General features: G+C 54.3%; 20 protein-coding genes. 9 read left to right on the top strand and 11 right to left on the bottom strand.

Annotated elements, in window-relative coordinates:
• Positions 1-137 precede the first annotated feature (137 nt).
• The 3 genes from rpsO to JKK62_RS14665 all read left to right on the top strand — a co-directional run bounded on the left by rpsO (position 138) and on the right by JKK62_RS14665 (position 4,237).
• The gene (gene rpsO / locus JKK62_RS14675) at positions 138-401 is read left to right on the top strand and encodes a 30S ribosomal protein S15 (protein WP_201428556.1); all 264 of its coding nucleotides are present in this window, start codon (positions 138-140) and stop codon (positions 399-401) included.
• A gap of 490 nt (positions 402-891) precedes the next feature.
• A complete protein-coding gene (locus JKK62_RS14670) occupies positions 892-3,111 on the top strand; it encodes a polyribonucleotide nucleotidyltransferase (RefSeq protein WP_243411872.1) in 2,220 nt (739 codons plus the stop codon).
• A gap of 112 nt (positions 3,112-3,223) precedes the next feature.
• Positions 3,224-4,237, top strand: a complete 1,014-nt coding sequence (locus JKK62_RS14665; RefSeq protein WP_201428555.1) for a TFIIB-type zinc ribbon-containing protein — start codon at positions 3,224-3,226, stop codon at positions 4,235-4,237.
• Between the two features lie 163 nt (positions 4,238-4,400).
• On the opposite strand, the gene JKK62_RS14660 is transcribed toward JKK62_RS14665, so the two are convergent.
• The 3 genes from JKK62_RS14660 to fba form a co-directional block, all read right to left on the bottom strand.
• On the bottom strand, positions 4,401-4,628 hold the full coding sequence (locus JKK62_RS14660; RefSeq protein ID WP_201428554.1) for a hypothetical protein: 228 nt from the start codon (positions 4,626-4,628) through the stop codon (positions 4,401-4,403).
• Positions 4,629-5,125: 497 nt separating this feature from the next.
• Positions 5,126-6,079, bottom strand: coding sequence for a GDSL-type esterase/lipase family protein (locus JKK62_RS14655; protein ID WP_201428553.1), 954 nt, complete (start codon positions 6,077-6,079; stop codon positions 5,126-5,128).
• A 585-nt stretch (positions 6,080-6,664) separates the two neighbouring features.
• Positions 6,665-7,531 (bottom strand): class II fructose-1,6-bisphosphate aldolase, encoded by an 867-nt coding sequence (gene fba, locus JKK62_RS14650; protein ID WP_201428552.1) that lies wholly within the window; start codon positions 7,529-7,531, stop codon positions 6,665-6,667.
• A gap of 178 nt (positions 7,532-7,709) precedes the next feature.
• Between fba and JKK62_RS14645 the strand changes: the two genes are divergently transcribed.
• From JKK62_RS14645 to JKK62_RS14625, 5 genes are all read left to right on the top strand, one after another.
• On the top strand, positions 7,710-8,207 hold the full coding sequence (locus JKK62_RS14645; protein WP_243411871.1) for an endonuclease domain-containing protein: 498 nt from the start codon (positions 7,710-7,712) through the stop codon (positions 8,205-8,207).
• Between the two features lie 276 nt (positions 8,208-8,483).
• Positions 8,484-8,825 (top strand): phenylpyruvate tautomerase MIF-related protein, encoded by a 342-nt coding sequence (locus tag JKK62_RS14640; protein WP_201428551.1) that lies wholly within the window; start codon positions 8,484-8,486, stop codon positions 8,823-8,825.
• Positions 8,826-9,025: 200 nt separating this feature from the next.
• Positions 9,026-10,069 carry a D-alanine--D-alanine ligase family protein gene (locus JKK62_RS14635; protein WP_201428550.1) on the top strand — a complete coding sequence of 348 codons (1,044 nt, stop codon included), beginning with the start codon at positions 9,026-9,028 and terminating at the stop codon, positions 10,067-10,069.
• 191 nt (positions 10,070-10,260) lie between these two features.
• Positions 10,261-11,619: a UDP-N-acetylmuramoyl-tripeptide--D-alanyl-D-alanine ligase gene (locus tag JKK62_RS14630; RefSeq protein ID WP_201428549.1), complete on the top strand. Its 1,359-nt coding sequence runs from the start codon at positions 10,261-10,263 to the stop codon at positions 11,617-11,619.
• A gap of 216 nt (positions 11,620-11,835) precedes the next feature.
• Entirely contained in the window at positions 11,836-12,591 is a 756-nt protein-coding gene (locus JKK62_RS14625; RefSeq protein ID WP_201428548.1) for an exodeoxyribonuclease III, read from the top strand.
• Between the two features lie 102 nt (positions 12,592-12,693).
• On the opposite strand, the gene JKK62_RS14620 is transcribed toward JKK62_RS14625, so the two are convergent.
• The 8 genes from JKK62_RS14620 to JKK62_RS14585 form a co-directional block, all read right to left on the bottom strand.
• The gene (locus JKK62_RS14620) at positions 12,694-13,554 is read right to left on the bottom strand and encodes a helix-turn-helix transcriptional regulator (RefSeq protein ID WP_201428547.1); all 861 of its coding nucleotides are present in this window, start codon (positions 13,552-13,554) and stop codon (positions 12,694-12,696) included.
• Positions 13,555-13,575: 21 nt separating this feature from the next.
• Entirely contained in the window at positions 13,576-13,884 is a 309-nt protein-coding gene (locus tag JKK62_RS14615) for a hypothetical protein (RefSeq protein WP_201428546.1), read from the bottom strand.
• 140 nt (positions 13,885-14,024) lie between these two features.
• A complete protein-coding gene (locus JKK62_RS14610) occupies positions 14,025-14,795 on the bottom strand; it encodes a TatD family hydrolase (protein ID WP_243411870.1) in 771 nt (256 codons plus the stop codon).
• Positions 14,796-14,936: 141 nt separating this feature from the next.
• The gene (gene metG, locus JKK62_RS14605; RefSeq protein WP_201428545.1) at positions 14,937-16,913 is read right to left on the bottom strand and encodes a methionine--tRNA ligase; all 1,977 of its coding nucleotides are present in this window, start codon (positions 16,911-16,913) and stop codon (positions 14,937-14,939) included.
• Between the two features lie 388 nt (positions 16,914-17,301).
• Positions 17,302-19,161, bottom strand: coding sequence for a zinc-ribbon domain-containing protein (locus JKK62_RS14600; protein ID WP_201428544.1), 1,860 nt, complete (start codon positions 19,159-19,161; stop codon positions 17,302-17,304).
• A 53-nt stretch (positions 19,162-19,214) separates the two neighbouring features.
• The gene (locus JKK62_RS14595; RefSeq protein WP_201428543.1) at positions 19,215-20,579 is read right to left on the bottom strand and encodes a zinc ribbon domain-containing protein; all 1,365 of its coding nucleotides are present in this window, start codon (positions 20,577-20,579) and stop codon (positions 19,215-19,217) included.
• Positions 20,580-20,616: 37 nt separating this feature from the next.
• Positions 20,617-21,897: a zinc-ribbon domain-containing protein gene (locus tag JKK62_RS14590; RefSeq protein WP_201428542.1), complete on the bottom strand. Its 1,281-nt coding sequence runs from the start codon at positions 21,895-21,897 to the stop codon at positions 20,617-20,619.
• Positions 21,898-21,983: 86 nt separating this feature from the next.
• Positions 21,984-23,618 carry a serine/threonine protein kinase gene (locus tag JKK62_RS14585; protein WP_201428541.1) on the bottom strand — a complete coding sequence of 545 codons (1,635 nt, stop codon included), beginning with the start codon at positions 23,616-23,618 and terminating at the stop codon, positions 21,984-21,986.
• Positions 23,619-23,904: 286 nt separating this feature from the next.
• Between JKK62_RS14585 and JKK62_RS14580 the strand changes: the two genes are divergently transcribed.
• Complete coding sequence (locus JKK62_RS14580) at positions 23,905-25,065, top strand: acyltransferase family protein (RefSeq protein WP_201428540.1); 1,161 nt, start codon at positions 23,905-23,907, stop codon at positions 25,063-25,065.
• The last annotated feature ends 145 nt before the right edge of the window (positions 25,066-25,210 follow it).

Here is a 25,210-nt window from a genome sequence, read left to right as displayed (position 1 = left end):
TAACTCTTGGTATCCGCTGAGCGGATGTTCAGCGTGTGCCGATAACGCCCGATATGGTTCAGGGGCTACGCCTCGATGAGGACTTCACCTGCCCTGTACTATGCGGAGCGCAATAAATAACGAAAGGGTGAAAACAAATGCTGAAGGAAGAAAAGATTGCTATCATGCAGGAGTATGCGACTCATGAGGGTGACACCGGTTCTCCCGAGGTTCAGATCGCTCTGCTCACTAAGAGAATCAACGACCTCACCGAGCACCTCAAGATCCACAAGAAGGACCATCACTCCCGCCGCGGTCTGTTCAAGATGATCGGTCAGCGCCGCGCGCTGCTCAACTACCTCACCAAGGTAGATATCGAGAGATACCGTTCCATCATCAAAAGACTCGGTATCCGTAAGTAATCAAGTAGGCATGAGGGCAGACGGAGCTTTCCGTTTGCCCTGCATTTCGTCATAGGCGATTTGCGAAAACAATCCATTCTCGGGATTTTACAGTTCAGCTTAGCGGTAAAACGAGAGGATTTTCTTGCCTTCCCCTCGGGGCGCCCCCGTTGGGGGAATGTCCGAAGGACAAGGGGGGAGCCGCTTCCGGCGAGGAGAAGGTGTCACCGCAGGTGACGGATGAGGGGCTGACTTGTCCTAATGATTATCCTGACAAAGAGTACGAGACATATCCTCGGTTCTCGGTCAGGACACAGTCTTACCGAATCCTGCATCAACCGGAAAGGGACTCCCCTCATCCGACCTTTTAGTCTGACATGCGTCAGCCTAAAAGCCCACCTTCCCCCCGAGGGGAAGGCTTTGGGTACGTCCCTACGATTGAAATCCTTTGGTTTTATTGCTAAACGGCTGTAAAGATCCTGTACCAATTCATTTCACAGGAGGTAACTCTATGGCTAATCAAGCTATGACTTTTGACAAGTACCGCGTGTTCGAGACCGAGCTCGCGGGCAGACCGCTGGTCGTTGAGACCGGCAAAATGACCCAGCTCGCCAACGGCGCGTGTCTGGTACGCTACGGCGAGACCGTCGTCCACGTAGCGGCTACCGCTTCCGCGAAGCCGAGGGACGGCATCGATTTCTTCCCGCTGTCCGTGGACTATGAAGAGAAGCTCTATTCCGTGGGCAAGATCCCCGGCAGCTATATGCGCCGTGAGGGCAGACCCAGTGAGAAGGCGATCCTGACCTCCCGCGTCATCGACCGCCCGATCCGTCCGCTGTTCCCCAAGGATATGCGCAACGACGTTTCTATCGTCGCCACCGTGATGTCCGTGGATCCCGACTGCGCTCCCGAGATCACCGCGATGATCGGTACCTCGATCGCGATCTCCATCTCCGACATCCCGTGGAACGGCCCGATCTCCGGCGTTTCCGTCGGTCTGGTTGACGGCGAGATCGTCATCAACCCCAACGCCGAGCAGCGCAAGGTCAGCGACATGTCCACCACCGTCGCTTCTACCGACAGCCGTATCGCGATGATCGAAGCCGGCGCGAACTGCGTTTCCGACGAGGTCATGTACAACGCGATCATGGCGGGTCATGAAGCCAACCAGAAGATCATTGAATTCATCAAGGGCATCGTAGCCGAGATCGGCAAGCCCAAGTTTGAATATCCCTCTAACGAGCCGGATCATGAGATGTTCGAGGCTATCAAGGCGTTCGCCGAGGAGGACGTCAAGGCGGCTCTCGACACCGACGACAAGACCGTTCGTGATGAGCGCTTAAAGCCCATTTATGAGGCGGTTCATGAGAAGTTCGACGAGATCTATCCCGAAAGTGAAGCGAAGATCGACGAGTGCCTGTACAAGACACAGAAGTTCATCGTCCGCCGCTGGCTCTTAGACGAGCAGAAGCGCGTTGACGGCAGAGGCATGGATGATATCCGCCCGCTCGCGAGCGAGGTCGGTATCCTGCCCAGAGTACACGGCTCGGGTCTGTTCACCCGCGGTCAGACTCAGGTCCTGACCATCGCCACCCTCGGTACGGTCGGCGATATGCAGCTGCTCGACGGTATCGATGACGAGACCGAAAAGCGCTATATGCACCACTACAACTTCCCCTCCTACTCTGTCGGCGAGACAAGACCTTCCAGAGGTCCCGGCAGACGCGAGATCGGTCACGGCGCGCTGGCTGAAAGAGCGCTGCTGCCCGTGATCCCCTCGATGGAGGATTTCCCCTACAGCTTACGCCTCGTCAGTGAGGTCGTATCCTCTAACGGTTCCACCTCACAGGGCTCCGTCTGCGGCTCCACCCTCGCTCTGATGGACGCGGGTGTGCCGATCAAGGCGCCTGTCGCGGGTATCTCCTGCGGTCTGATCACCGAAGGTGAGCGCTGGATGACCATGGTCGACATCCAGGGTCTTGAGGACTTCTTCGGCGACATGGACTTCAAGGTAGCCGGTACCCATGACGGTATCACCGCGATCCAGATGGATCTGAAGATCAGCGGTCTGCTGCCCGAGATGGTCAAGGAAGCGCTTGAAAAGACCCACAAGGCGCGTAACTACATCCTCGACGAGGTCATGCTCAAGGCGATCGCCGAGCCTCGTAAGGAGCTGAGCAAGTACGCTCCCAAGATGTTCACCACCACCATCGCCGCCGACAAGATCGCCGAGGTCATCGGTAAGTCCGGCAAGGTCATCAAGGAGATCCAGGCGCAGTGCGAGTGTAAGATCGACATCGAGGAAGAGGGCGAGACCGGTCAGGTATTCGTCGCGGGTCTTGACGCTGAGAAGTGCCAGCGCGCGATCGAGATCATCCAGACCATCGCTACCGATCCCGAGCCCGGCGCTATGTATCTGGGCAAGGTCACCCGCCTGATGGACTTCGGCGCGTTCGTCGAGATCGCTCCGGGTAAGGAGGGTCTGGTACACATCAGCCAGCTCGACGTCAAGCGTGTCGACAAGGTGACCGACGTCGTCAACGTCGGCGACGTCATCCGCGTCAAGGTACAGGAGATCGACGACAAGGGCAGACTGAACCTCAGCCGCAGAGATGTGCTGATCGAGGTAGACGGTCTGACCCCCGAGAACAACCCCGATGAGGAGCGCAAGCCCCGTCGTGACGGCGGCAGGGGTCGTGGCCCCCGCGGCGGCAGAGGCAGAAGAAACTAAGCAACCGCTCGTTGTTTGATCGATCAATAACAATCATGAAGAAGCCCGTGACAGGTGTGAAAACGCGTGTCACGGGCTATGATAATGTCAAATTGGTAGGAGTTTGAAGCGAATGTCTGAAATGAAATCATGGAACTGTCCGCATTGCGGCGGCACGATCGTTCCCGATGAGAACGGCAAGCCGGTGACAAAATGCCCCTTTTGCGACTCCCTGCTGGAGCTGGATACACGCTCGACAGAGCAAAAGGCGTATGAGGCCTTTAAGGGTAAGTACAAGGCGGAGGCGGAGTTCAACGACGCCGAACGCAGAGCCCGGCAGGAATATGAGCGCAAACAGGCTGAACAGGCTGAGAAAAGCGCGCGAAACAGAAGGGTGAAGGGTCGTGTGATCGGATGCTTAACCCCTGTTTTGATTTTGATCATTCTCATTGCCATCGGCACGATAATCGTCAAAGTTGTGGACGCCAAGCTCACCGATCCGTCGTCCTATATCGACGTATCGTTTGAGGGGCTCGACGGCAGCGGACACATTGTCTATACCTATCATGATGACGCGCCGTTTGATTCGCGTGATATCAAAACACATTGCTATGAGGACGGCAGACTGCGCAACGGTCAGTCCGTCAAGATCGAATTCAGCCCGGTCGATGACAACGCGATGATCAAAGATGTTACCAAGGCATATACTGTTGCGGGGCTCAAGGGTGTGGAGAAGGATCTTGAGAACTTTACCGCCGATGTGATGGCGGATATCGAAACCAAAAGCAAAGATAAACTAAAAGGCGCGCAGGGTCTCACCGATGAAAGGTACCAATCGATGAAACGCCGTTGTCTCTATCTGCGCTATGACCCCGATACCAACGAGAACGTCGTATGGGACGTTTATCAGGTGCCGATCACCAGCCACGGTGAGGATTTCGGCGACCGCTATGTGAGCGTGTATTATGAGAACCTTGTCATAAAGTCCAACGGCGATCTGGTTTATGACGGCTCCGGCAAGGGCGGACACCTGATGTTTTTCAATTACGGCGAGGGCTTCAACGGCTATGATTCCTTCGATGATTTCCTGTCCGTCGTCAAGAACAATAAAATCAACGACCCGCAGTATGATCAGCATGATTTCTGATCGTGAGCGATACAGCAACAGCACCGCTTCGGCGGTGCTGTTTTTTAATGAGGAATTAGGAATTAGGAGTTAGGAATTAGGAATTAGGAGTTAGAAATTAGGAGTTAGAAATTAGGAGTTAACGTATAATGCAACGTCTATTGTAGGGGAGGGGCGTGTGTACTTAAAACTGAAAATTGAAGACTGAAGAATGAATAATGATTATTGTGAGGAAGAGTATCTGCATATATGTAGGGGAGGGGCTTGCTCCTCCCGTCACCTCTCCGATATATCCCATATAAATGCGGAGCAGATCCATGCTTCCGTAGGGTACGGCGCTTGTCGACGTACCGAGAATGACGGGCGTTTTTGTTATCGAAAGCGTGAGATAGGGGAGAAACGTTTCTGCCATACGGTACGTCATGAATGCCGTACCCTACAAAATGTACATCTCCTCAACTAATGTGGCATCTCGACCAACGCCCTACTGCGGGAGGGGCGTTGTTTGGTGAATGGTGAATGGTTGAGGGAGGGTCTCGCCCGTAGGGACGATCATCGATCGTCCGCATGTCAGGAACGTGTATGTTCTATCTATGGCGTTCGATAACAGCAACGCTCGGCATTCTGCGGATGACCAATGGTCATCCCTACGGAAGCAGACATTTGCTTTGCGGCGGGTGAGATCTGTACAGACGTTTCGGCGGGAGCAAGCCCCCGCCCTACGGGATCTTTGTGACGTTGTGCTCTCTGTAACCTTTCACCAAACAAAAAACTGCCGCCTGAGCGACAGTTTCGTATGCCATCATGATTCAAATAGTCATTGCGAGGGGGAAACACGCGTGTTTATCCCCGTGGCAATCTCAACCGAATAAAATGGGGAATCCTTTTTTGTGCTTGTATCGGGGTAGCTTATTGCTCGTCGGGGACGTAATAGTTGATCTCCACCATGCCGTCATCCGAGGAGGATACGCTGTCCGACTGTGCGGATAATCCGCCGGTCGATGATGAACCCGCCTGTGTATCCGCCTGTGTGGGCGCCTGTGTGGGCGCTTCGGTGGCGGCTTCGAGCTGCGCGACCGTGCTCTTGAGGTAATTCGCCCATACGGTACAGCCGTCCGTGTTGAAATGGATGCCCTGATTGTCGGGATCGCTGCAATAGGTGGGGTTCAGCGCGCCGGAGTCGTCGCATACCTGATGGTATACGTCGATGAAGGAATAACCCTGCGCCTCGCAGTATGCCTTCAACTGATCGTTAAAATCCGTGATCTTGTCGTTGTTCAGCCAGCCGCTTTCCTTATCGGCGAGCATGGGGGTGGTGGATTGAAAATACAGCTTGATGTTCGGGGTGTGAGAGAGGATGCGTTCGGCGAGCTGTTTTGCCTGCTCCATCGTGTCATCCGCGCCGTAGGTGCCGATATCATTGACGCCCAGCATGACAAATACCTTTGTCGCGCCGGTCTTTTCGGCGGCGGTCTCGGAAAGGATCGTCTCGCCCTGATAGGTGGGGTGTACCGCGCCCTCGGTATCCAGATCCCACAGCGCGTTGTGGTAGCCCAGACTCTGCGCGCAGACGAACTGCGCATTGCCGAGCAGGGACTTGTCGCCGCTGCAGGCATAATCCAAAGCCAGCGTGACGCTGTCGCCGACGAACACCGCGTCATCGAACCATGACGCGTCCACCGGCGCGGCGGCTTGTGCCGATACCGCCGCGGCTTGGGTAGCGGGAGCCTGAGTCGGCGCCTCGGTCACGGCGGCGGTCGCCTCGGGAGCTTCTGTTGCCTTATCATCCTTTTTATTGGTTTGGCACGCGCCGAGCGCTGTTACCGTCAACATCGCAAGAAGTAAAGCGATCCATTTTTTCATATTGCACACTTCGATTCTATTTGGACTACCAGTATTTTAGCACAGTAGAGCCGCGATGTCTATAGAAAAAAGGAAGAAAAGGGGATAATGAGGAGTGAGGAGTGAGGAGTTAATGGTGGGCTCCGCCCACACCCATTGGTAGATGACACTGTAACGTTTATTGTAGGGGAGGGGCTTGCTCCTCCCGCAACCTTTCCGATATATCCCTTTTAAACGCGGAGCAAATCTCTGTTTCCGTAGGGATGGTCATCGACCATCCGCAGAATGACGGGCGTATCGTATATCGAAAGCGTGAGATAGGGGAGAAACGTTTCTGTCATGCGGGTCGTCGAGGGCGCCGACCCCTACGATTATCAGTAACGTTTATTGTAGGGGAGGGGCTTGCTCCTCCCGCTACCTCTCCGATATATCTCGTCCAAACGCGGAGCAAATCAATTCCTTTGTGACGGTGGGTTTTCGGCGTCGGATATAACAAAAGCCGCCGTCAATAGCATGACAGCGGCTTGATGTTCATATGGTGATTCGGTTGAGATTGCCACAGCTTCTTGAACGTGTGTTCAAAGAGCTTCGCAATGACCGGTTAGATCACGCCTTGCCGACGGAACCGAACAGCTCCATCTTCTCCTTGACCTTTGCCTTGATCGCCTCGGTACCGGGAGCGAGCAGCTTTCTGGGGTCGAAGCCCTTGCCCTGCTTGTCCTTACCTGCCTCGATGTACTGACGGGTCGCCTCAGCGAATACGAGCTGGCACTCGGTGTTGACGTTGATCTTGGAAACGCCCAGAGAGATCGCCTTTGCAATCATGTCGTCCGGGATACCGGTACCGCCGTGGAGTACGAGCGGCATATCGCCGGTTTTCTGCTGGATCGCGTCGAGGGTCTCAAAGCTCAGACCTGCCCAGTTCTCGGGATAGACGCCGTGGATGTTGCCGATACCGGCAGCCAGCATGGTAACGCCCAGATCAGCGACCATCTTGCACTCTTCGGGATCAGCGCACTCGCCCATGCCGACAACGCCGTCTTCCTCGCCGCCGATGGAGCCGACCTCTGCCTCGATGGACAGATCCAGATCGTTGCAGATACCGACCAGCTCTTTGGTCTTGGCGATGTTCTCGTCGATCGGATAGTGAGAGCCGTCGAACATGATGGATGAGAAGCCCGCTTCGATGCACTTCTTAGCGCCCTCATAGGAGCCGTGATCGAGGTGGAGCGCTACGGGAACGGTGATGCCGAGCTCTTCGATCATCGCGGTGACCATACCGACGACGGTCTTGTAGCCGCACATATACTTGCCGGCGCCCTCGGATACGCCGAGGATGACGGGGGATTTGAGCTCCTCAGCGGTCAGCAGGATCGCCTTGGTCCACTCAAGGTTGTTGATGTTGAACTGACCGACAGCATAGTGACCGGCCTTTGCTTTGGTGAGCATTTCTTTCGCGTTAACTAATGGCATAATAATTCCTCCTTGTATGTTTTGTATAAAACACAATTAGTTATTGTATATTATACCATCGATTTGCTCGCTTCGCAATACGTAAAAAGAAAATAATAGCAAAATAATCGCTTGTTTTGGTTGATTCCGGCGGCGGTATGGATTATAATAGAGAAGCTAAGGAAGTTGATTCGCTCCGTTGGCACGAGGAAGAAAAGGCTCCCTTTGGGAAAGGGAGCTGTCGGCAACGCCGACTGAGGAATTGTATGAATGGAGCGAGATTTCTCGCGACCAACCGAATCAGGTCGTTTTCATGGATAGAATACATAATAAAGATAATCTGCCTTTGGCGAGAACGCTGAGAAACAATATGACCAAGGAGGAAAATCATCTTTGGTATGATTTTCTGAAACTGTACCATCAACAGTATCATATTATTTTTCTCAGGCAAAAGATAATCGGAAACTATATCGTAGATTTTTATTGCCCTCAAGCAAAACTGGTAATTGAGTTGGACGGTTCTCAGCATTATGAAGAAGATGCTGAATTATATGATAAAATACGAACCGATTTTTTGAACAGCTTGGACATAGAAGTATTACGATACACAAACCGGGATATCCATACACGTTTTAAAGAAGTGTGTGACGATATTGATTATCACATCAGAATGAGGATCAAAGAGTTGCAGGGATAAGGTATCTCGCTTACGCTCGTTCGCTTGATACAATTCCTCAGTCAGCCGACACGCGTGTCAGCTGACAGCTCCCTTTCCCAAAGGGAGCCTTTGAGATTGGCAACGTAAGCGTTTTCCTTAATTCCTAATTTCTCGCAGTAGCTCTCAGCCAATCATCGTTCACGGACTTAATCGTCCGTTCCGATTCTTGGGAGAGCCTTGCATGGGTGCTGTTAGCCAAATCAAAGATTTGGACAGCACCTCAATTCCTAATTCCAAATAAAAAAGGAGGACACCATGCCTTATATCAACGCGAAGTTTTCCGCATCCGTATCCCCCGACAAGGAGATCGCGCTCAAGAGCGCCTTGGGCGAGGCGATCACCCTGCTGGGTAAATCCGAACGCTACCTGATGGTCGAGATCTCGGACAACCGCCGCCTGTATTTCGGCGGAAAGAACGACGAGCCGATCGCGTTCTTTGACGTCAGCCTGCTCCACTCCGCGCCCCGCGAGAGCTATGAGGCGCTTACTTCGAGGCTCTGTGAGATCGCCAAGGACATCATGGGCGTCGACGGCAGCCATGTCTATGTCAAGTTTGAGGAAACCGAGAACTGGGGATTTGACGGATTTATGTTTTAAATAAGCCTTCCCCTTGAGGGGAAGGTGGGCTTTACGACTCAATGGAGTCGTAAAGGTCGGATGAGGTGGAAGCCTAACCGACCTATCGATAAATCGGATGTAGTGGAAATGTTTCCACCTCATCCGTCACCGCCTGACAAGCGTGTCCGGTCGGCGGCGACACCTTCCCCTCAAGGGGAAGGCTATAAGGAGGTATTATTATGAAAATAGTTGTATTAGCCGGGGGACTCTCCTCCGAACGCGATGTATCGATCTTATCCGGCTCCAAGGTCGCAGCCGCGCTGCGGTCCAAGGGGCATCAAGTCGTTTTGATCGACGTATATATGGGCTATGAGGGCGACGATTTTGACACCGACAGGCTCTTTGCGCAGAACTATGATTTTGCGGGTGACGCGGTCATCGAGACCGAAGCGCCCGATATCGAGGCAGTCAAAAAAAGCCGCAAAAACCAGTCCGCGGGCTACTTCGGCGACCATGTGCTGGAGCTGTGTCAGGCGGCTGACATCACCTTCTTGGGGCTGCACGGCGGCGAGGGTGAGGACGGTACCGTGCAGGCGGCGTTAGAGCTTCACGGCATCAAATACACCGGCTCCGATCACCTCGGCTCCGCGATCGCGATGCACAAGGGCGTGACCAAGGGCGTGTTCCTCAACAGTAACGTCCCGACCCCGATGAGCCGCCTGTATAAGCGCGAGTTCATGGGCGAGGGCTACCTTGACAGCTGGTGCAAGTTCCCCTGCGTCGTCAAGCCCTGCTCCGCGGGATCCTCTGTGGGCGTGCAGATCGTCGGCGATCCCGAGCAGTTCGTCGCTGCGGTAGGCGCGGCGTTCCGTTATGATGACGATGTTCTGGTGGAGGAATACATCAAAGGCCGTGAGTTCTCGGTCGGCATTTTGGGCGGCAAGGCGCTGCCCGTCATCGAGATCATCCCCAGGGACGGCTGGTATGATTATGAGAACAAGTATCAGGAAGGCGCGACCGAAGAGGTCTGTCCCGCCGACCTGGATGAGAATATCGCGAAGAAGATGCAGGCGGAGGCGGAGCACGCCTTTGAGACCCTGCGCCTCAAGGTCTACGGCAGAGTCGATTTCCTGCTCGGCGACCACAACCGCCTTTATTGCTTGGAGGCAAACACCCTGCCCGGCATGACGCCGCTGTCCCTGCTCCCGCAGGAGGCAGCCGCCGCGGGCATCGAATACGCCGACCTGTGCGAGAAGATCATTGAGCTTTCGCTCTTGAAGTAGTATGAGGCTCCCTTTGGTAAAGGGAGCTCCCGCGGATGAGCGGGTGAGGGATTGCATAAATGGAGCGAAGCGACCAACCGTATGAATAATATGTTTCTCGCTGACGCTCAGTCAATGATGCAATCCCTCCGAGTTCGCGTAACGCGAACCCACCTCCCTTTACCAAAGGGAGGCTTTACACGGAGGAATTTATGAAACCGATCACATTACAAGAAGTCGCTATGGCGTGCTGCGGTACGCTGCACGGTAATCCCGACGCCGTCATCACATCCATCGTCACCGACAGCCGCAAGGCGGGCAAGGGGTCGCTCTTTGCCGCGATCAAGGGCGCCCGCGTCGACGGTCACCGCTTTATTCCCGCGGTCGCCGAACAGGGCGCGGTATGCGTGCTGTGTGAGGAAAAGCCCGACACGGACATCGCCTATATCAAGGTCGAGTCAACGCTTGTCGCGCTCAAGGGCATCGCCGAGTATTACCGCTCGCTGTTCACGATCCCGTTCATCGGCATCACCGGCTCGGTCGGCAAGACTTCTACCAAAGAATTCATCAGCGCTGTTTTAGCGCAAAAATACAACGTCCATAAGACCGGCGGCAACTTCAACAACGAGCTGGGCGTTCCGATCACCCTCTTCGGGCTCGAGGAGGAGCATGAGGTCGCCGTGATCGAGATGGGTATCTCCGGCTTCGGTGAGATGACCCGCCTGTCCAAAATGGTGAGACCCGATATCTGCGTCATCACCAACATCGGCTACTGTCATCTGGAGAATCTCGGCGATCGTGACGGCGTTCTACGCGCCAAGACCGAGATGTTTCAATATCTGAGCGCCGACGGTACCATCATCCTGTGTCATGATGACGACAAGCTGCGTACCGTCACGGATTATCACGGCATCCGCCCGACCTTCTACGGCACCGGCAACGATGAATACCGCGCCGAGAATATCACGGAAAGAGGGCTGGACGGTATCGGGTGTACGCTGATCCACCGTTCACGCACGGATGATCCCGATGATAACGCCCGTATCGACGTGACCATCCCCACGATGGGACGGCATAATGTCCTCAACGCCCTGTGCGCGATGGCGGTGGGCACACAGCTCGGGCTCACTCCCGAAGAGATCAAACGCGGGCTTGAGAGCTTTGAGAACGTCGGCTCGCGCAATCATATCATCAAGACCGACACCCTGACCATCATCGACGACTGCTACAACGCCAACCCCACCTCCACCAAGGCGGGTCTGGATACGCTGAGTAAGCTCGGCGGCCGCAGGGTCGCGATCCTCGGCGATATGAAGGAGCTGGGCACGGATGAGATCGCTCTGCACCGCGAGGTCGGCGCCTACGCCAAAGAGGTCGGTATCGATATGCTGGTCGCGGTGGGCCCGCTGAGTGAAGCGACCGCCGAGGGCTACGGCAAGGGCGCGTATTACTACCCCACCGTGGAGCGGTGTATCGACCGGCTCAAGCGGTATTTGCAGCCCGGCGACACCATCTTAGTTAAGGCGAGCCACAGTATGCGGTTCGAGCGCATCGTGGAAGCGCTTTCGTAATTTGGAATTAGTAATGAGGAATTAGGAACGAAGGGAAAGCCTTCGGCTTTTGATTCCTATAGGATGTCGCAAAAACGTGACAACTCCTTTCTTAAGAGAGCTGTCACGAATTGACTGAGGGTTGACATACCTATCAATCAGGTGCGGACAGCGTCCGCCCACAATTCCTAATTCCTAACTCCTAATTCCTCATTATTTACAGTCCGGAGGATCACCATGAAATTCATCTCTTGGAATGTCAACGGCCTGCGGGCTGTTGTCAACAAAGGATTCAAAGATATTTTTACCGAGCTCGACGCTGACTTCTTCTGCTTGCAGGAAACGAAGCTGCAGGAGGGGCAGATCGACCTGAGTTTTGAGGGCTATGAAAGCTACTGGAACTATGCCGAGAAAAAGGGCTATTCCGGTACGGCGATCTTCACGAAGCACACGCCACTTTCGGTCAGCTACGGCATCGGCGTCGAGGAGCATGACAAAGAGGGCAGAGTCATCACCCTCGAGTATGAGGAGTTTTACCTCGTGACGGTCTACACGCCGAACAGTCAGAATGAGCTCAAACGCCTCGATTACCGTATGCGCTGGGAGGATGACTTCCTCGCTTACATCAAATCGCTCGACGAGAAAAAGCCCGTCATCTTCTGCGGCGACCTCAACGTCGCGCATCAGGAGATCGACCTCAAAAATCCCAAGACCAACCGTAAGAACGCCGGCTTCACGGATGAAGAACGCGCCAAGATGACCGTCGTGTTGTCGTCGGGCTTTACCGATACATGGCGCAGCCTCAATCCCGATACGGAGGGCGTGTATTCATGGTGGAGCTACCGCTTCAACGCCCGCAAGAACAACGCCGGATGGCGCATCGACTATTTCATTGTGTCCGACCGTTTGATAGACAAGGTGGAGGACGCGCGTATCCATACCGATATCATGGGCTCGGATCATTGCCCTGTGGAGTTGGAACTCTCCATTTGATTCGGAGTATACAAATCGTCATTGCGAACCCCGTTTACGGGGTGTGGTAATCTCAACCGAATATAATATAAGGCACAGCGGTTTCGGCGCTGTGCCTTTGTTTTATGATTGCGTTTTTGTCAGCTTGCGTTTACGATGGAGCACTGCCGTCATGTAGATGAACAGGATCTCGACCGACAGCAGGGCGAGCGTGCTCAGTGTCACATTGGTCAAATAGCTGCGCAGCTGTGCCGTACCGATGACCGCGATCAGACCGAGTACATAGTCGATCAGCGTAAACAGCATTTCCAGTCCTGTAAAGACGTATACCGGGATTGGACTGCAGGGGTTTTTGGCGCGGAAGAACCGCAATACAATGATGATAAACGCAACATTGACCGCGACAGCTGCGATAACGGCTGATCCGCGCAGCGCTGTATAATTGCGCCAGCTCAGATAATAGCGGAACAGAACGCCCAACAGATTCAGTACAACAATGGACAGCATGATCCGCTTTGCCGCTTGTGGGGTGAATTCGTCCTTGACGGATTTGATGAACCCGTAGAACAGGATGACGGTGACCAATGTCAAAAAGACCATTCTGCTGATCAGAATCGTCGATTCATATACCGTTCGAAACGCCCGGGCGTCGGTCAGATAATAGAATGTATTCCAGAGCGTCAGGATCAGATTGACGGAACACGCCACCGCGAACAAGGCGGTCAGGACGCGCTTGTGTACGGGGTACTCGATCACGGGATTGACCTCGGGATAGGTGCGCATATCGTCGTCCGTGAGCAGGTCGTCGAGCGAGGTATCAAGCGATTTGGCAAGCGCCTTGGCGGTCAACAGGTCGGGATAGCGCGAGCCGTTCTCCCATCGCGACACTGCCTGTCGTGTCACATATAATTTGTCCGCGAGCGTCTGTTGGGTGATACCCTTTTCTTCTCGCGCTTTGCGGATGTTTTCTCCGAATTCAGCCATGGTACTGTTTTTCCTTTCTTTTTATATTCTATGTTCCTTGAATATCGCCTCTGAGGTATCTGTAGGTACCGGAGGCGTATTCTGTCTGTCAGCCCTAATGCCGATGATGATCGACAGGATGAACACCACCAGCAAGGGTCCGAAGATGATGGTCAAGTACCAGTTCCTCGTTGCGAGCCCGATGATCAGTATGATCAGATCGATCGCGGCAAGCACCACTGTCAGCGTCGTGCGTGTAGAATGTTTTTGGGTGCTGTATACGTCCTTGATTTGATTGGCATAGGCGGCTACGGGACGGTTTTTCATAAAGTCAGGTTTGTTGTTTTCCATGTTGCTCATCCTTTTGGTTGCTTTGATTGCCTTCATCATACGACGGCGTTGTTCAAAAAGCAAGCACCACCCTGCAAAACGATGTTGACAGAGCGGTGCGTTCAGGTTTTAAGCCGTTTTTGCGCTTACACCGGAAAAGTTTATTTGATCCCGTAGAGGCGTTTGGCGTTCTCGGTGGTAAGGTCGATCAGCTCCTGCGCGTCCAAGCCGCGGATCTCGGCGATCCTCGCGGCGGTGTAGGCGATGTTGGTGCTGTCGTTGCGCTTGCCGCGATAGGGCACGGGGGAGAGATAGGGCGCGTCGGTTTCGAGCAGGAGTCGGTCGAGCGGTACCGCCGCCGCGACCTCGACAGGGACGCGGGCGTTTTTGAAGGTGACGGTGCCGCCGAGGGAGATACTCATGCCGAGCCTCAACACCTCTTTGAGCATTTCGACACTGCCCGAGTAGCAGTGCATGAGCCCTTTCGGCTGATACTTTCGCACCAATGCCATCACATCGCCGTGGGCTTCACGATCATGGATGACGACGGGCACATCCAGCTCGCGCGCAAGTAGTAGCTGTTCTTCAAAGACACGGTTTTGAACATCCCGCGGGATGTCCCAGTGATAGTCCAGCCCGATCTCGCCGAGCGCGAGCACCCGCGGGTGCTTTAATAACTCAGTTAAACGCTCGAGATAATCGGCGGGCAGTCCCTCGAGGTTTTCGGGGTGGATACCGGCGCAGGCGTATACATGCGGATAGGTCTCGGCATATGAGATCGCTGTTTCGGCGGTCTCGAGATCAACCGCTGCGTTGACGACGTAAGCTACGCCGTTTTGAGGAAGCGAGGATAGGAGCGCGCTCCTGTCGTCGTCAAACCATTTGTCGTCATAATGCGCGTGCGCGTCAAAGATGTTGTGTAGCATGATCATTACCTTTCAAAGGAATGTAGGGTACGGCGGTTCCCGACGTACCGCAGAATGACGGGCGTTTTTGTAATCGAGATCGTACGATAGGAACGAAACGCTGATGCCAAGCGGTACGTCGCAAGCGCCGTACCCTACAATTATTTATTAAACCAGTTGTCCTCCGGGAAGGATGCTGTCGTCGATGGTGACGACCTTGAGTCCGTCGCCGCTCTCGGCGGAGAGGATCATGCCGCAGCTCTCGATGCCCATCATCTTGCGGGACGCGAGGTTCGCGACGTAGGCGATGTTCTTGCCCACGAGCTCCTCGGGATCGTAATACTCCGCGATACCGGAGAGGATGATTCGCTCACCCTCACCGTCGTCAAGGGTGAATTTGAGGAGCTTCTTCGACCTCTTCACTTTCTCGCAGGCGAGCACCTTCGCGACGCGCATTTCGACCTTTTCGAATTCGTCGAACGCGATCTCGGGCTTATGCGCGGGCATATCAAAAGCAGGCTCTTCCTTAGGCTCATTATTCTTGATAATGGCGTTGAGCTCTTCAATCTCCTTGTCCACGTCGATACGCGGGAAGATTGCCTCGCCGCGGTTGACCTTGACGTCGAGCGGCAGTACGCCGAACTTGTCCGCGTTCTCATAGGTTGCGTACTCAGCCGCGCCGATCTGCTCAAATACCTTGGGCATGGTGGTCGGCATGAAGGCGGACAGCAGGGTGGCGGCGATACGGATGCTCTCAAGCAGGTTATAGAGCACGGTGGCTAAGCGCGCGCGCTTGCTCTCGTCCTTGCCGAGGATCCACGGGGTGGTCTCGTCGATATATTTGTTCGCGCGGGATACGAGCTTGAAGATCTCCTCCAGCGCGTTGTTGAGCTGGGTGTTCTCGATGTAGTCGTCGACCTTCGCCTTGAGCGCGGTGGCGACAGCCTTCAGATCGTCGTCAAAGTCGCCGTCCTCACGCTCGGTCGGCAGGGCGCCGCCGAAATACTTGTCGATCATCGCGACGGTACGGCTGACCAGATTGCCCAGACCGTTGGCGAGGTCGGTGTTGATGCGGTTGATCATGATCTCGTTAGAGAACGAGCTGTCAGCGCCCAGCGCCATCTCGCGCAGGATATGGTAGCGGATCGCGTCTACGCCGTAGCGCTCACCGAGGATAAACGGATCGACGACGTTGCCTAAGGATTTACTCATCTTCTGACCGTTGAAGGTGATCCAGCCGTGTACGGCGAGGTGCTTGGGCAGCGGCTGTTCCAGCGCCATCAGCATGGCGGGCCAGATGATCGCGTGGAAGCGCATGATATCCTTGGCGACCATGTGGACGTCGGCAGGCCAGTACTTCTTGTAGTCGTCATACGCGCCGTTCTCATAGCCGAGGGCGGTGATATAGTTGGAGAGCGCGTCGATCCAGACATAGACGACGTGCTTGGGGTCGAAGGTGACGGGGATGCCCCAGGTGAACGAGGTACGCGATACGCACAGATCCTCGAGTCCATAGGTCTTGTTGCCGTTCTCGTCGACAGAGGGCTGTAAGAAGTTGTTGACAAGCTCTGTCGCACGTGTGCGCGGACGCAGGTAGTCGGTCTCGGTCAGCAGCTTTTCGATGCGCTCCGCGAACGGCGCCATCTTGAAGAAATAGGCTTCTTCCTTTGCCTCGATGACTTCTCTGCCGCAGTCGGGGCACTTGCCGTCGACCAGCTGAGATTCCGTCCAGAAGCTCTCGCACGGGGTGCAGTACTTGCCCGCGTACTCGCCCTTATAGATGTAGCCGCGGTCGTACAGCTCCTTGAAGATCTTCTGTACGCTCTCGACATGGTAATCGTCGGTGGTGCGGATGTAGCGGTCGTAGTTGATGTTCATGTACTCCCACAGCTTCTTGAAGATCGCGACGATGTTGTCGACATACTGCTTGGGGGTAATGCCCTGTTCCTTTGCCTTTTCCTCTATCTTCTGACCGTGCTCGTCGGTACCGGTCAGGAACATCACGTCGTAGCCCTGCATTCGCTTGTATCTGGCGATACTGTCACACGCGACGGTGGTATAGGTATGCCCGATATGGGGGTTGCCCGAGGGGTAGTAGATCGGGGTCGTGATGTAAAATGTCTTTTTGTCACATTCCTTGCACATGGGTGGTCACTCCTAAATCTTTTTGTTTTGCGGGGATACGGGTGGATTGTCGGTGGTTTTCTCCCGCAAAATGTCCATACATAATAAGTATATACCATAATAAGGAAAAATGCAATCCCACATTTTGGTTAGTGATCAGTGGTCAGTGGTTAGGAGTTAGTGGTCAGGGGTCAGAAGTTGGTAGTTGAGGAAAAAGGCGCACGCGCCCCGAGGGGAAGACTTTTTCTGCCTCTACAAACGTCGTCGGTGGCAGGGAGATTACCGCGTCGTCGCCATTGGCGGCTTCTTTCAATGATGCTGTTACTGTTAAATGAAGAGTTGGTGGTTGCAAAAAACAAGGAGCCGTCATATGACAGCTCCTGCTCTATCGTCATGATTCCGTTGTCGGTCATCTCTCGGGGGTGAAGGGAGTGATCGTTTCGGGGATGTTGGCGGTGTTGGAATACATCGACCAGTATGTGCTGCCGTCGATCGTTTTCTTTTCCATGACGGCATAGAGGGATTCGATCGTGTTTTTGGAATAGGGGTCGCATCTGTCGTAGGTGACATAATAGTATTGACCGTCGGTCTTGACATCGCGCACATTAACCCCGTATCCGATGAGCCCTCTTCCGTAAATGACAGCGCAGTAGCTTGTTCCGACGGACGCCTCCGCTTTCCAGAGCTTTTGATTGGCATAGCACTGCTCATAAAGCGTCGGAAGATCGCCGGCGTTGACATTGAAGATATTGGTGCAGATCCAGTCGGCGGTGTCGCAGCGATTTGCGACAACGCCCGTCGCGCCGTTGACCATACTTTCATCCACCCAAGGGGCGTCGGATAAAGAAACACCGGTGGTAGTGCTGTCTGTACCCCATCCCTTGACACGCGCATTGACGGAATAAAGATCCCAGTCGACGATTGGAAACTGTTCGCAAACCTTTTCGAGGATGTTCGTACCCTGTCGGTTGGTATAGTCATATTCAAATTCACCGACGTTATAGGCGTAACAACAGACAAAAGTGGTCAGGAATTTCTCCATCGCCTCGTCCGACTGCGCGTCGACGATGGTACGCGCTTCGGTAGGCGCGGCAGTCGGCGCCGCGGTCGGCGGTACGGTCGGCGGTACGGTCGGCGGCAGTGTCTCGCCGGCAGTCAGGCTCTCTTCATCGAGGCGGACGATGTAGCCGTCGACGTCCTCAAAGTCGTTCGCGGTCTTGATCTTGTCATAGGAGATGCTCTCGGTGTGGATCAGCTTATCTCTGTAGGTGGTCTCGATATCGAGCATACGGTCGGGGTCGCGGTAGGTGTACTGCTGTTCATAGGGCTTTTCGTTCGCCTTGTAGGTACACGATAGGATCCGCGCGCGGTCGTCGTATTTGAATTGGATGTCGCTGTTTGAGGGATCCTTTTGCGAGGTGTCGATCGTGACTGCCTGCGCGGGCGGCAGATACTTGTTCTTCGCGTCTCTGAGCTCAGAGGCGCTGACGGTGTTGCGGTTGACGAAGAAGATCACGCCCGCGAGGATCGCGATCACCAACACCAGCGCGATGATCGAGATGATCAGCGCCTTTTTCTGGTTGTTCTTGCGACGTTTGCCGTCGACATTCCGTCTGTCGGGGCGCTGCTCTCTGCGTGCGTCCTGCTCATAGGAGCCCCTGTCGGAGCGGGGGTTCTCACGACGGTTTGAGTCGTGATATCCGTAGCGGGTGTACTCGTCGTCATACCGCGGGCGGCGGTCATAACGAGAACGGTTGTCAAATTGATCCGCAGGCGCATAACCGCGGTATTCGTCGACGAAGCCTTGCTCCTCTCCGGGTTGGAGGGGTACATTCGTTGTTCTGTTCGTATCGGCACGCTTTCTTTCTTCGCGGTAGCGGCGGTGCATGGCGATATTCTCTTCAAAGCGGTTTCGCTCTGCCGTCGGCTCATTTTGCTCGGGGAGCAGCTCGGTTTTGGCGGCGTCATCCTCAACAGGGAATCTGTCTGCCTGCGCTCGTTGCGCGGGTCGTGCCGGGATATCGGAGTCGGGCGTGCCGTTGCCGGGGAGCAATACCGTCTTGGCGTCATCCCCGATGACAGACTCGGGGGTGTGCCGCGCAGCCGAAGCGGGTGCGCTGTCATCGGAGAAAACGCTCAGATCATAGCGGGGATCGACCTCGGTCGTTTTGTCCGCGACCAAGGTCGGCTCTGTGCCGACGGGCTTGCCGCAAATCTCACAAAAACGCGCGTCGTCGGACAGTTCGCGTCCGCAGTTGGTACATTTCATAGGGTTACCTCGTTATCATAGATTGTTTGCGAATAAGGAAAACGGATCAAGCTTTATTCGAAATTGCGGATGTATTCGGTCAGATCGGATTTACCGCATGCGTCGTCCTCGGCGTCGGTCTTTAATCCGTATCCGTCGACGATCTCAAAGTATTCTTCTTCGGTGAGCTGATTGTCATCGATGAAGAATTCATCGTTGCCGAAGGAGAAGGAGTAGCTGTGCTTGGTGGTAACGCTGCTGCCGTCAAAGTAGTAGATCATACCGGTCTGATCATATTTGCCGGATGAGAAGTAACCGCCGTGATCCGTGTAATCCAGACTGTGGCTGTCGGCAGTCTTAAAGGTCTGCACTTTGCTGTTCTTGATATAGCATACATAGTGCGGCACCTCGGCACCGGAGGCGTAGAGAACCAGCTCGGGTGTTTCATCGTCATTGAGGTAGATCAGCACGCCGTAGTCGTAGGAGATGCTCGTGGTGTTGAGGAAATTGATGTAGAGCTTTTTATAGCCTTCGAGCGGCTTTTCGGTTTCCTTGACCTTCACAGTCGGCGCTGGCTTCTCCGTGGGCGTCGGCGGCTCGGTAGGCGCTTTGGGCGCTTTGGGCGCTCTGGGTGTGGTAGGCTCGGGCGCGGCGGTCTCGATCTTCACGGCAGAGGATGAGGAGCTGTTCCCCAGCGAGGTGTCGTCAAGACGGATATAGTAGCCGTCGACAGCGACGAATTTGTTCGCCTCATCGATACGGTCATATTCGATCTCTTTGGTGAAGATGGTATGGCTGCGGTATTTGGTGTCGATCTTGATGATGCGGGATTTATCGTTATAGCCGTAGCTCTGGTCATACGTCTTCTCATTTACCGCATAGGTGCAGGAGGAGATACGCGCGCGGCTGTCATATTTGAATTTGATGTTGTCGTTGGACGGATCATCCAGCGTGGTGTCGATCTCATAAGCCTGTGCGGGCGGCAGGAAGTTTTCCTTCGCCTCATCCAGCTCTTTTGCGCTGACCTTGGTGCGGCTGACATAAACGATCACGCCCGTGAGGATCGCGATCACCAGCACCAGCGCGACGCCCGAGATGATCAGCGCCTTTTTCTGTCCGCTCATGCGCGGCTTTTGATCGCGTGGATAAAGGTTGGGATCGTTGTACCGCGGGTCGTCATACCTTGGGGCGTTGTACCCGGGTGCGTCGCTGTAATAGCGGCGATCATCGGGATAGCGGTCGTCATAGGGGCGGTCGGGATAGCCGCTGTTCACATAGCCACCCTGAGGGATATTGTTTTCGCGGGCGTTGAAGTTGTTGTAATCGTCACGGATATCGTCCTCAGCCAGCTGTGTTTGTTCGATATCGGCGGGAGTGCCGCACATCTCACAGAACTTGGCGTTGGCGGGCATCTCGTGACCGCAGTTCTTACATTTCATAATCTTACCTCTTTGTTTCGTGATCAGTGGTTAGTGGTCAGTAGTTGCGGATATGGTCGGGGAGGGCGTCGATCTTTGTCAAAGTGTTGTCCGGAGCGTACATCAGCTCCCAACTTTTGTATTCATTAAGCGCAGCTTCATATTCTTCCTTTGTGACGTCCTCGTCGTCGATTTTATATTCTTGACCGTTCACAAAGCCGGATCGGTATTTAGTGAATGACGATCCGTCAAATTGCGATACCTGCCATGCGTTGGAAAACTCATAATCATACCGACCCGTATTGATGAATCCGCTTCGTTCTTGATATCTCGGTATTCCTCCGAAGATCTGCTCATGCTGAACAGTATCATCGTTGATCCAGCATATTTCAAAATGAGATACCGCCGAAGGGTATTTGTATTCCAGAAACAGTTCGGGTATATCATCGTCGTTGATGTTGAACAGCCTTCCCGAAGAGAATTCTGTTCCTCCGTTGTTGATGTAATCGATATACAGCTCTCTCCAGTCGGCAGGCGGATCGGTGGGTTCTTCTGTGGGTTCCTCCGTCGGCGGTTCGGTCGGGGGTTCGGTCGCTTCGGGAGCGGCGGTTTCCTGCGGCAGTTCGGTCGCGCCGGTGTCGGCGAGATCTTCCTTGCTCAGGCGGATGTAGTAGCCGTCGACCTCTTCAAAGATATCGGGCTTGGTCACGCGGTCGTAGTCGAGCTCCTTGGTGAAGATCGGATGCGCGCGGTAGGTGGTTTCGACGTTGATCTTGCGCTGAGTATTGTTGTAGGTGTAGCGCTGGTCATAGGTCATTTTGTTGACCGAATAGGTGCAGGAGATGATCCGCGCGCGGTCGTCGTAGGTGAATTTGATCTTGTCGTTGGACGGATCGGTCAGCGTGGTGTCGATGGTGACCGCCTGCGCCGGAGGCAGGTAGTTTTCCTTTGCCTTGGTCAGCTCCTTGGCGCTGACCGTCTTGCGGCTGACGAAGAAGATCACGCCCAGTACGATGGCGATCACGAGCACGAGCGCGATGATCGCGATGATCAGTGGTTTCTTCTTGCTGTGATCCGGCTTTTGATTGTGCCTGCCCGCGCGGCGTTGGGCGCGGTTGCTTTGATAATCTACGGCAGTGTAGTCGTTGTCGGGAATCTCGTAGCGGCGTTCCTCATCGGCGGCGCGAAAGATATCGGCGCTGTTCCCGGGATCGGTAGGGATAAACTCGCTTTCTCCGTTCGTCGAAAGTCCGGTGTTATCGGCGTCGATAGGCATGCCGCATTGGGGACAAAATCTCGCGTTGTCGTTCAGCTCAGCCGAGCAGTTGGGACATTTCATGGTCGTACCTCTTTGGATAGTGGTCAGTGGTCAGTGATCAGATATTATTAAGAATCGTTATTGGGTGGAACTCTCCGCGGTATTTATCAATAGATGATGTGGGAGCTGTAGAAATTCGGGTTATAGTTTTCGTTGGTGACCGTACCGCTTGCGTAATCGAGCGTGCAGCTGTAGTATTCCGAATTGTCGATCATAATGCTGATCGACGCGTCCTTGGGAGAGGCGATGGTAAATTCATAGGTGCCGCTTTGGGTGATAGACTGCGCTTCACCCGAGGCTTCTCCGTCTGCATAGCCCTGCAGTGTCACGGCAGTGTCGAAGCCGTTTTTGACATTCACCCGGATAGTAAAGGTCTTTTCGGGATTCAGCGGCGAGTTGCCGACCGAAGAGGTGACGGAGCGATCCTCCTCCACCGCAACGCTGTCGGCGGAATCGCGGTTGAGCAGGGCGAAGATCGTTACGCCGCCGCCGATGAGCACCAGTACGATCAGGATGATGACGACGGCAAGTCCCGCTCTGATCCCGGAGGGACGGTCGTCATAGTCGTCTTCATAGGCGGGTCGACGGCGGATCGGGCGCTCATATCTGTCATCTACGCGAGATGGATACGGCGCTCTTGACGGCTCCTGATAGGAGCTTTCACGGCGCTGATAGTACGATACGTTCTGCCGCGGCATTTGGGGCGACGGCGCGGGCGTATACTCGTCACCGGGGCGATAGCGCTTTCCGGTATCAGCTCGCAAAGGCATCTCGACTGCATCCGCGCGCTGTGTGAGATAAGACGCGGCGTTAGCTGCCCCGACGGTCGGGAAAGTCGGCTTGGGCGGATCTTGGAGCGCTTTTTTCATTTTTGCGGCGGAATCATAGCGATCCTGCGGCAGATAGGCGCATGCCTTGAGTACCACGCCGACCAGCGCGTCACTGCCGTGAGCGGGTCGGGGGAAGGGATCGCCCATCAAACGCCTGGTCATTGCCTCATCGCGATCCTGTACAGTGACGGGCGTGGGGTAGGGCGGCAAAAACGGATTGCGGTTATCGTTGAGCAGGCGATAGAGCAGGATGCCCAGTGAATAGAGGTCGGCGCGACGGTCGTAGCTCTGTCCGCGGTAGGCCTCGGGCGCCATATAGGAGTTGGTGCCGATGCGGGTGCGCACGTCGGCGGTCTTTTCGACCGTGCGGGCGATGCCGAAATCGCCGAGCTTGAAGGTGCCGTCGTTGGCGACAAAGATGTTATCCGCCTTGATATCGCGGTGCAGGATGTTCTTGCTGTGGCACAGGCTCAGCGCGTCGCATAGATCCATGCCGAGCTTTGTGACCGTATCGTCGGTGAGGGGATGCGTTTCGATCCATTCGGGCAGCGGGGTGAGCAGCTCCATCATGATGAAGATATCGTAGCCTACGCCGTCCTCATGCTCGACGACCTTGTAGTCGTCATAGGTGACGATGTTGGCGCTGCCGCGCAGCTCGGACAAAAAAGCGATCTCTTTGATGAACTCGTTGACGAGGCTGCGGTAGTACGCCTGTGTCGCGTCCTTGTCCATGCCTTCGCCCATCACTTTTTTGACGTCATCGTCGCTTGAGGGGACACGGATGACCTTCAGGGCGCGGTGTTCTTCGATGGAGTAGCGGTTGCGCACGATCTCGTAGACCTTGCCGTAGCCGCCCTCGCCGAGTTGTTTGACGATCTTCCATTCCTGCTTGTTGTTTGATTCTTCTGCCATAACGAATCCCCCTTTTGAGGCACTGTTGATGTCGGTCGGTCACAGGCGTCTGTGACACAAAAGGGCAGAATATCCCTATTTTTTGATATATATCAATATTGTAACATATTATTTGGATGTTTTCCACTCTTTTTGTGAATTATTTTCAGTGCTTTTGATACATAATACCCGAAAGTGACGATTAAAAAATTGACAACAGTGGGGTTTATTGGTATAATCGATATGTATAATGCCCATGGTGTATGCTCCGATCGGATCCCGCATCATGGCTATGAGGAGGTTTGTGATGATAAAATCGCGCAGAACATTCAATCTGTTCACGATCAGTGAAGCCCGCAATGTGATCTTCGGTCTGGCGACGTTGTGGATCGGCTTGTTCCATTCCGATTATCTGTCGCTGGAGCGGTATACCGATAATCAATTCCTGATCGATCTTGTCAAGAATTTCCGCGGCTCGGGCAATATCGGCGTCGATATGTTCCTGTTCCTGTCGGGCGTGGGCTTGTTCTTCTCATTCTCGAAGGACAGCCGTGTGGGCAGCTTCTGGAAGAAGCGCCTGATGCGTGTACTGCCCTCGGCATTTTTGATCGCGGTGGTCTATTTCTCACTGCGCTATGTCCACGGCAGAGAGAGCGGTTTGCTGGCGTATTTCAGCCGCATAACGTTTACCTATTTCTTCATCAAGGGTGAACGCGTATTCTGGTTCATCTCGCTGATTCTGGCGCTGTATATCGTGTTCCCGATCTTCTACAAGATCATCGAAAAATTCCGCCTGTGGGGTATGCTCGGAACGATCGTTGTTATCGTCGGGCTCACCTTCCTGTGCAGAGCGGTCGCGCCCGGCTTCTATACGATGTGGGAGATCGCGCTGTGCCGCGTGCCCTCGTTCGTCATCGGTATCTGGGCGGGCAAGTTCATCAAGGAGAAGAAAGAGATCAACATCAACTGGCTGTGGGCGTTCTTCGCGCTGTTCGTCATCTTCATAACGCTGGTGCTCAACTATACGCCGATCATCAAGGCGTTGGTGCCCGGCTACACCAAGGAGCAGGAGCCGATGTATATCTTCTTCTATCGCTACTGCGGTTCGATCGCGGCGATGGCGCTGGTGGTGCTGCTCAGTTGGATCTGTACCTCGATCCGTCACGCCGGCAGAGGCAATGTGCTGCGCAACTTCTTTGAGTTCGTCGGCATGTATTCGATGGAATACTACATGATCTACCTGAACCTCAACCACTATCTGGAGCGCATCTACAAGATCCCCGCGGAGCATCCCGAACGCCAGATCATGCTGTATTTCGGCAGCTTTATCGCCTCACTGGTACTGTGCGCGCTGACCAGAAAGTTCTGTGATTTCTTCATGGATTATATGCAGAGAAAGCCGAAGAATTATGAGGAACTCAGAGCGGCGAGGAAGAAGAAAAAGGCGAAGGACACGGTTGAAGGTTAACGGAGAACGGAGAACGGTGAAGGGAGGGCTGCGCCCTCACCCATTTATATTTGTCATTGCGAGAAAAAGACGCACGTGTCTGATCTCAACCGAATAAAAACAGTAACGCTCGTGACTTTTCAAAGAGTCACGAGCGTTATTTTCA

The sequence above is a fragment of the Ruminococcus difficilis genome, from assembly GCF_016680995.1.
The sequence above is the reverse complement of the archived record's forward strand: the minus strand, read 5'-3'. Positions and strand labels throughout refer to the sequence as shown.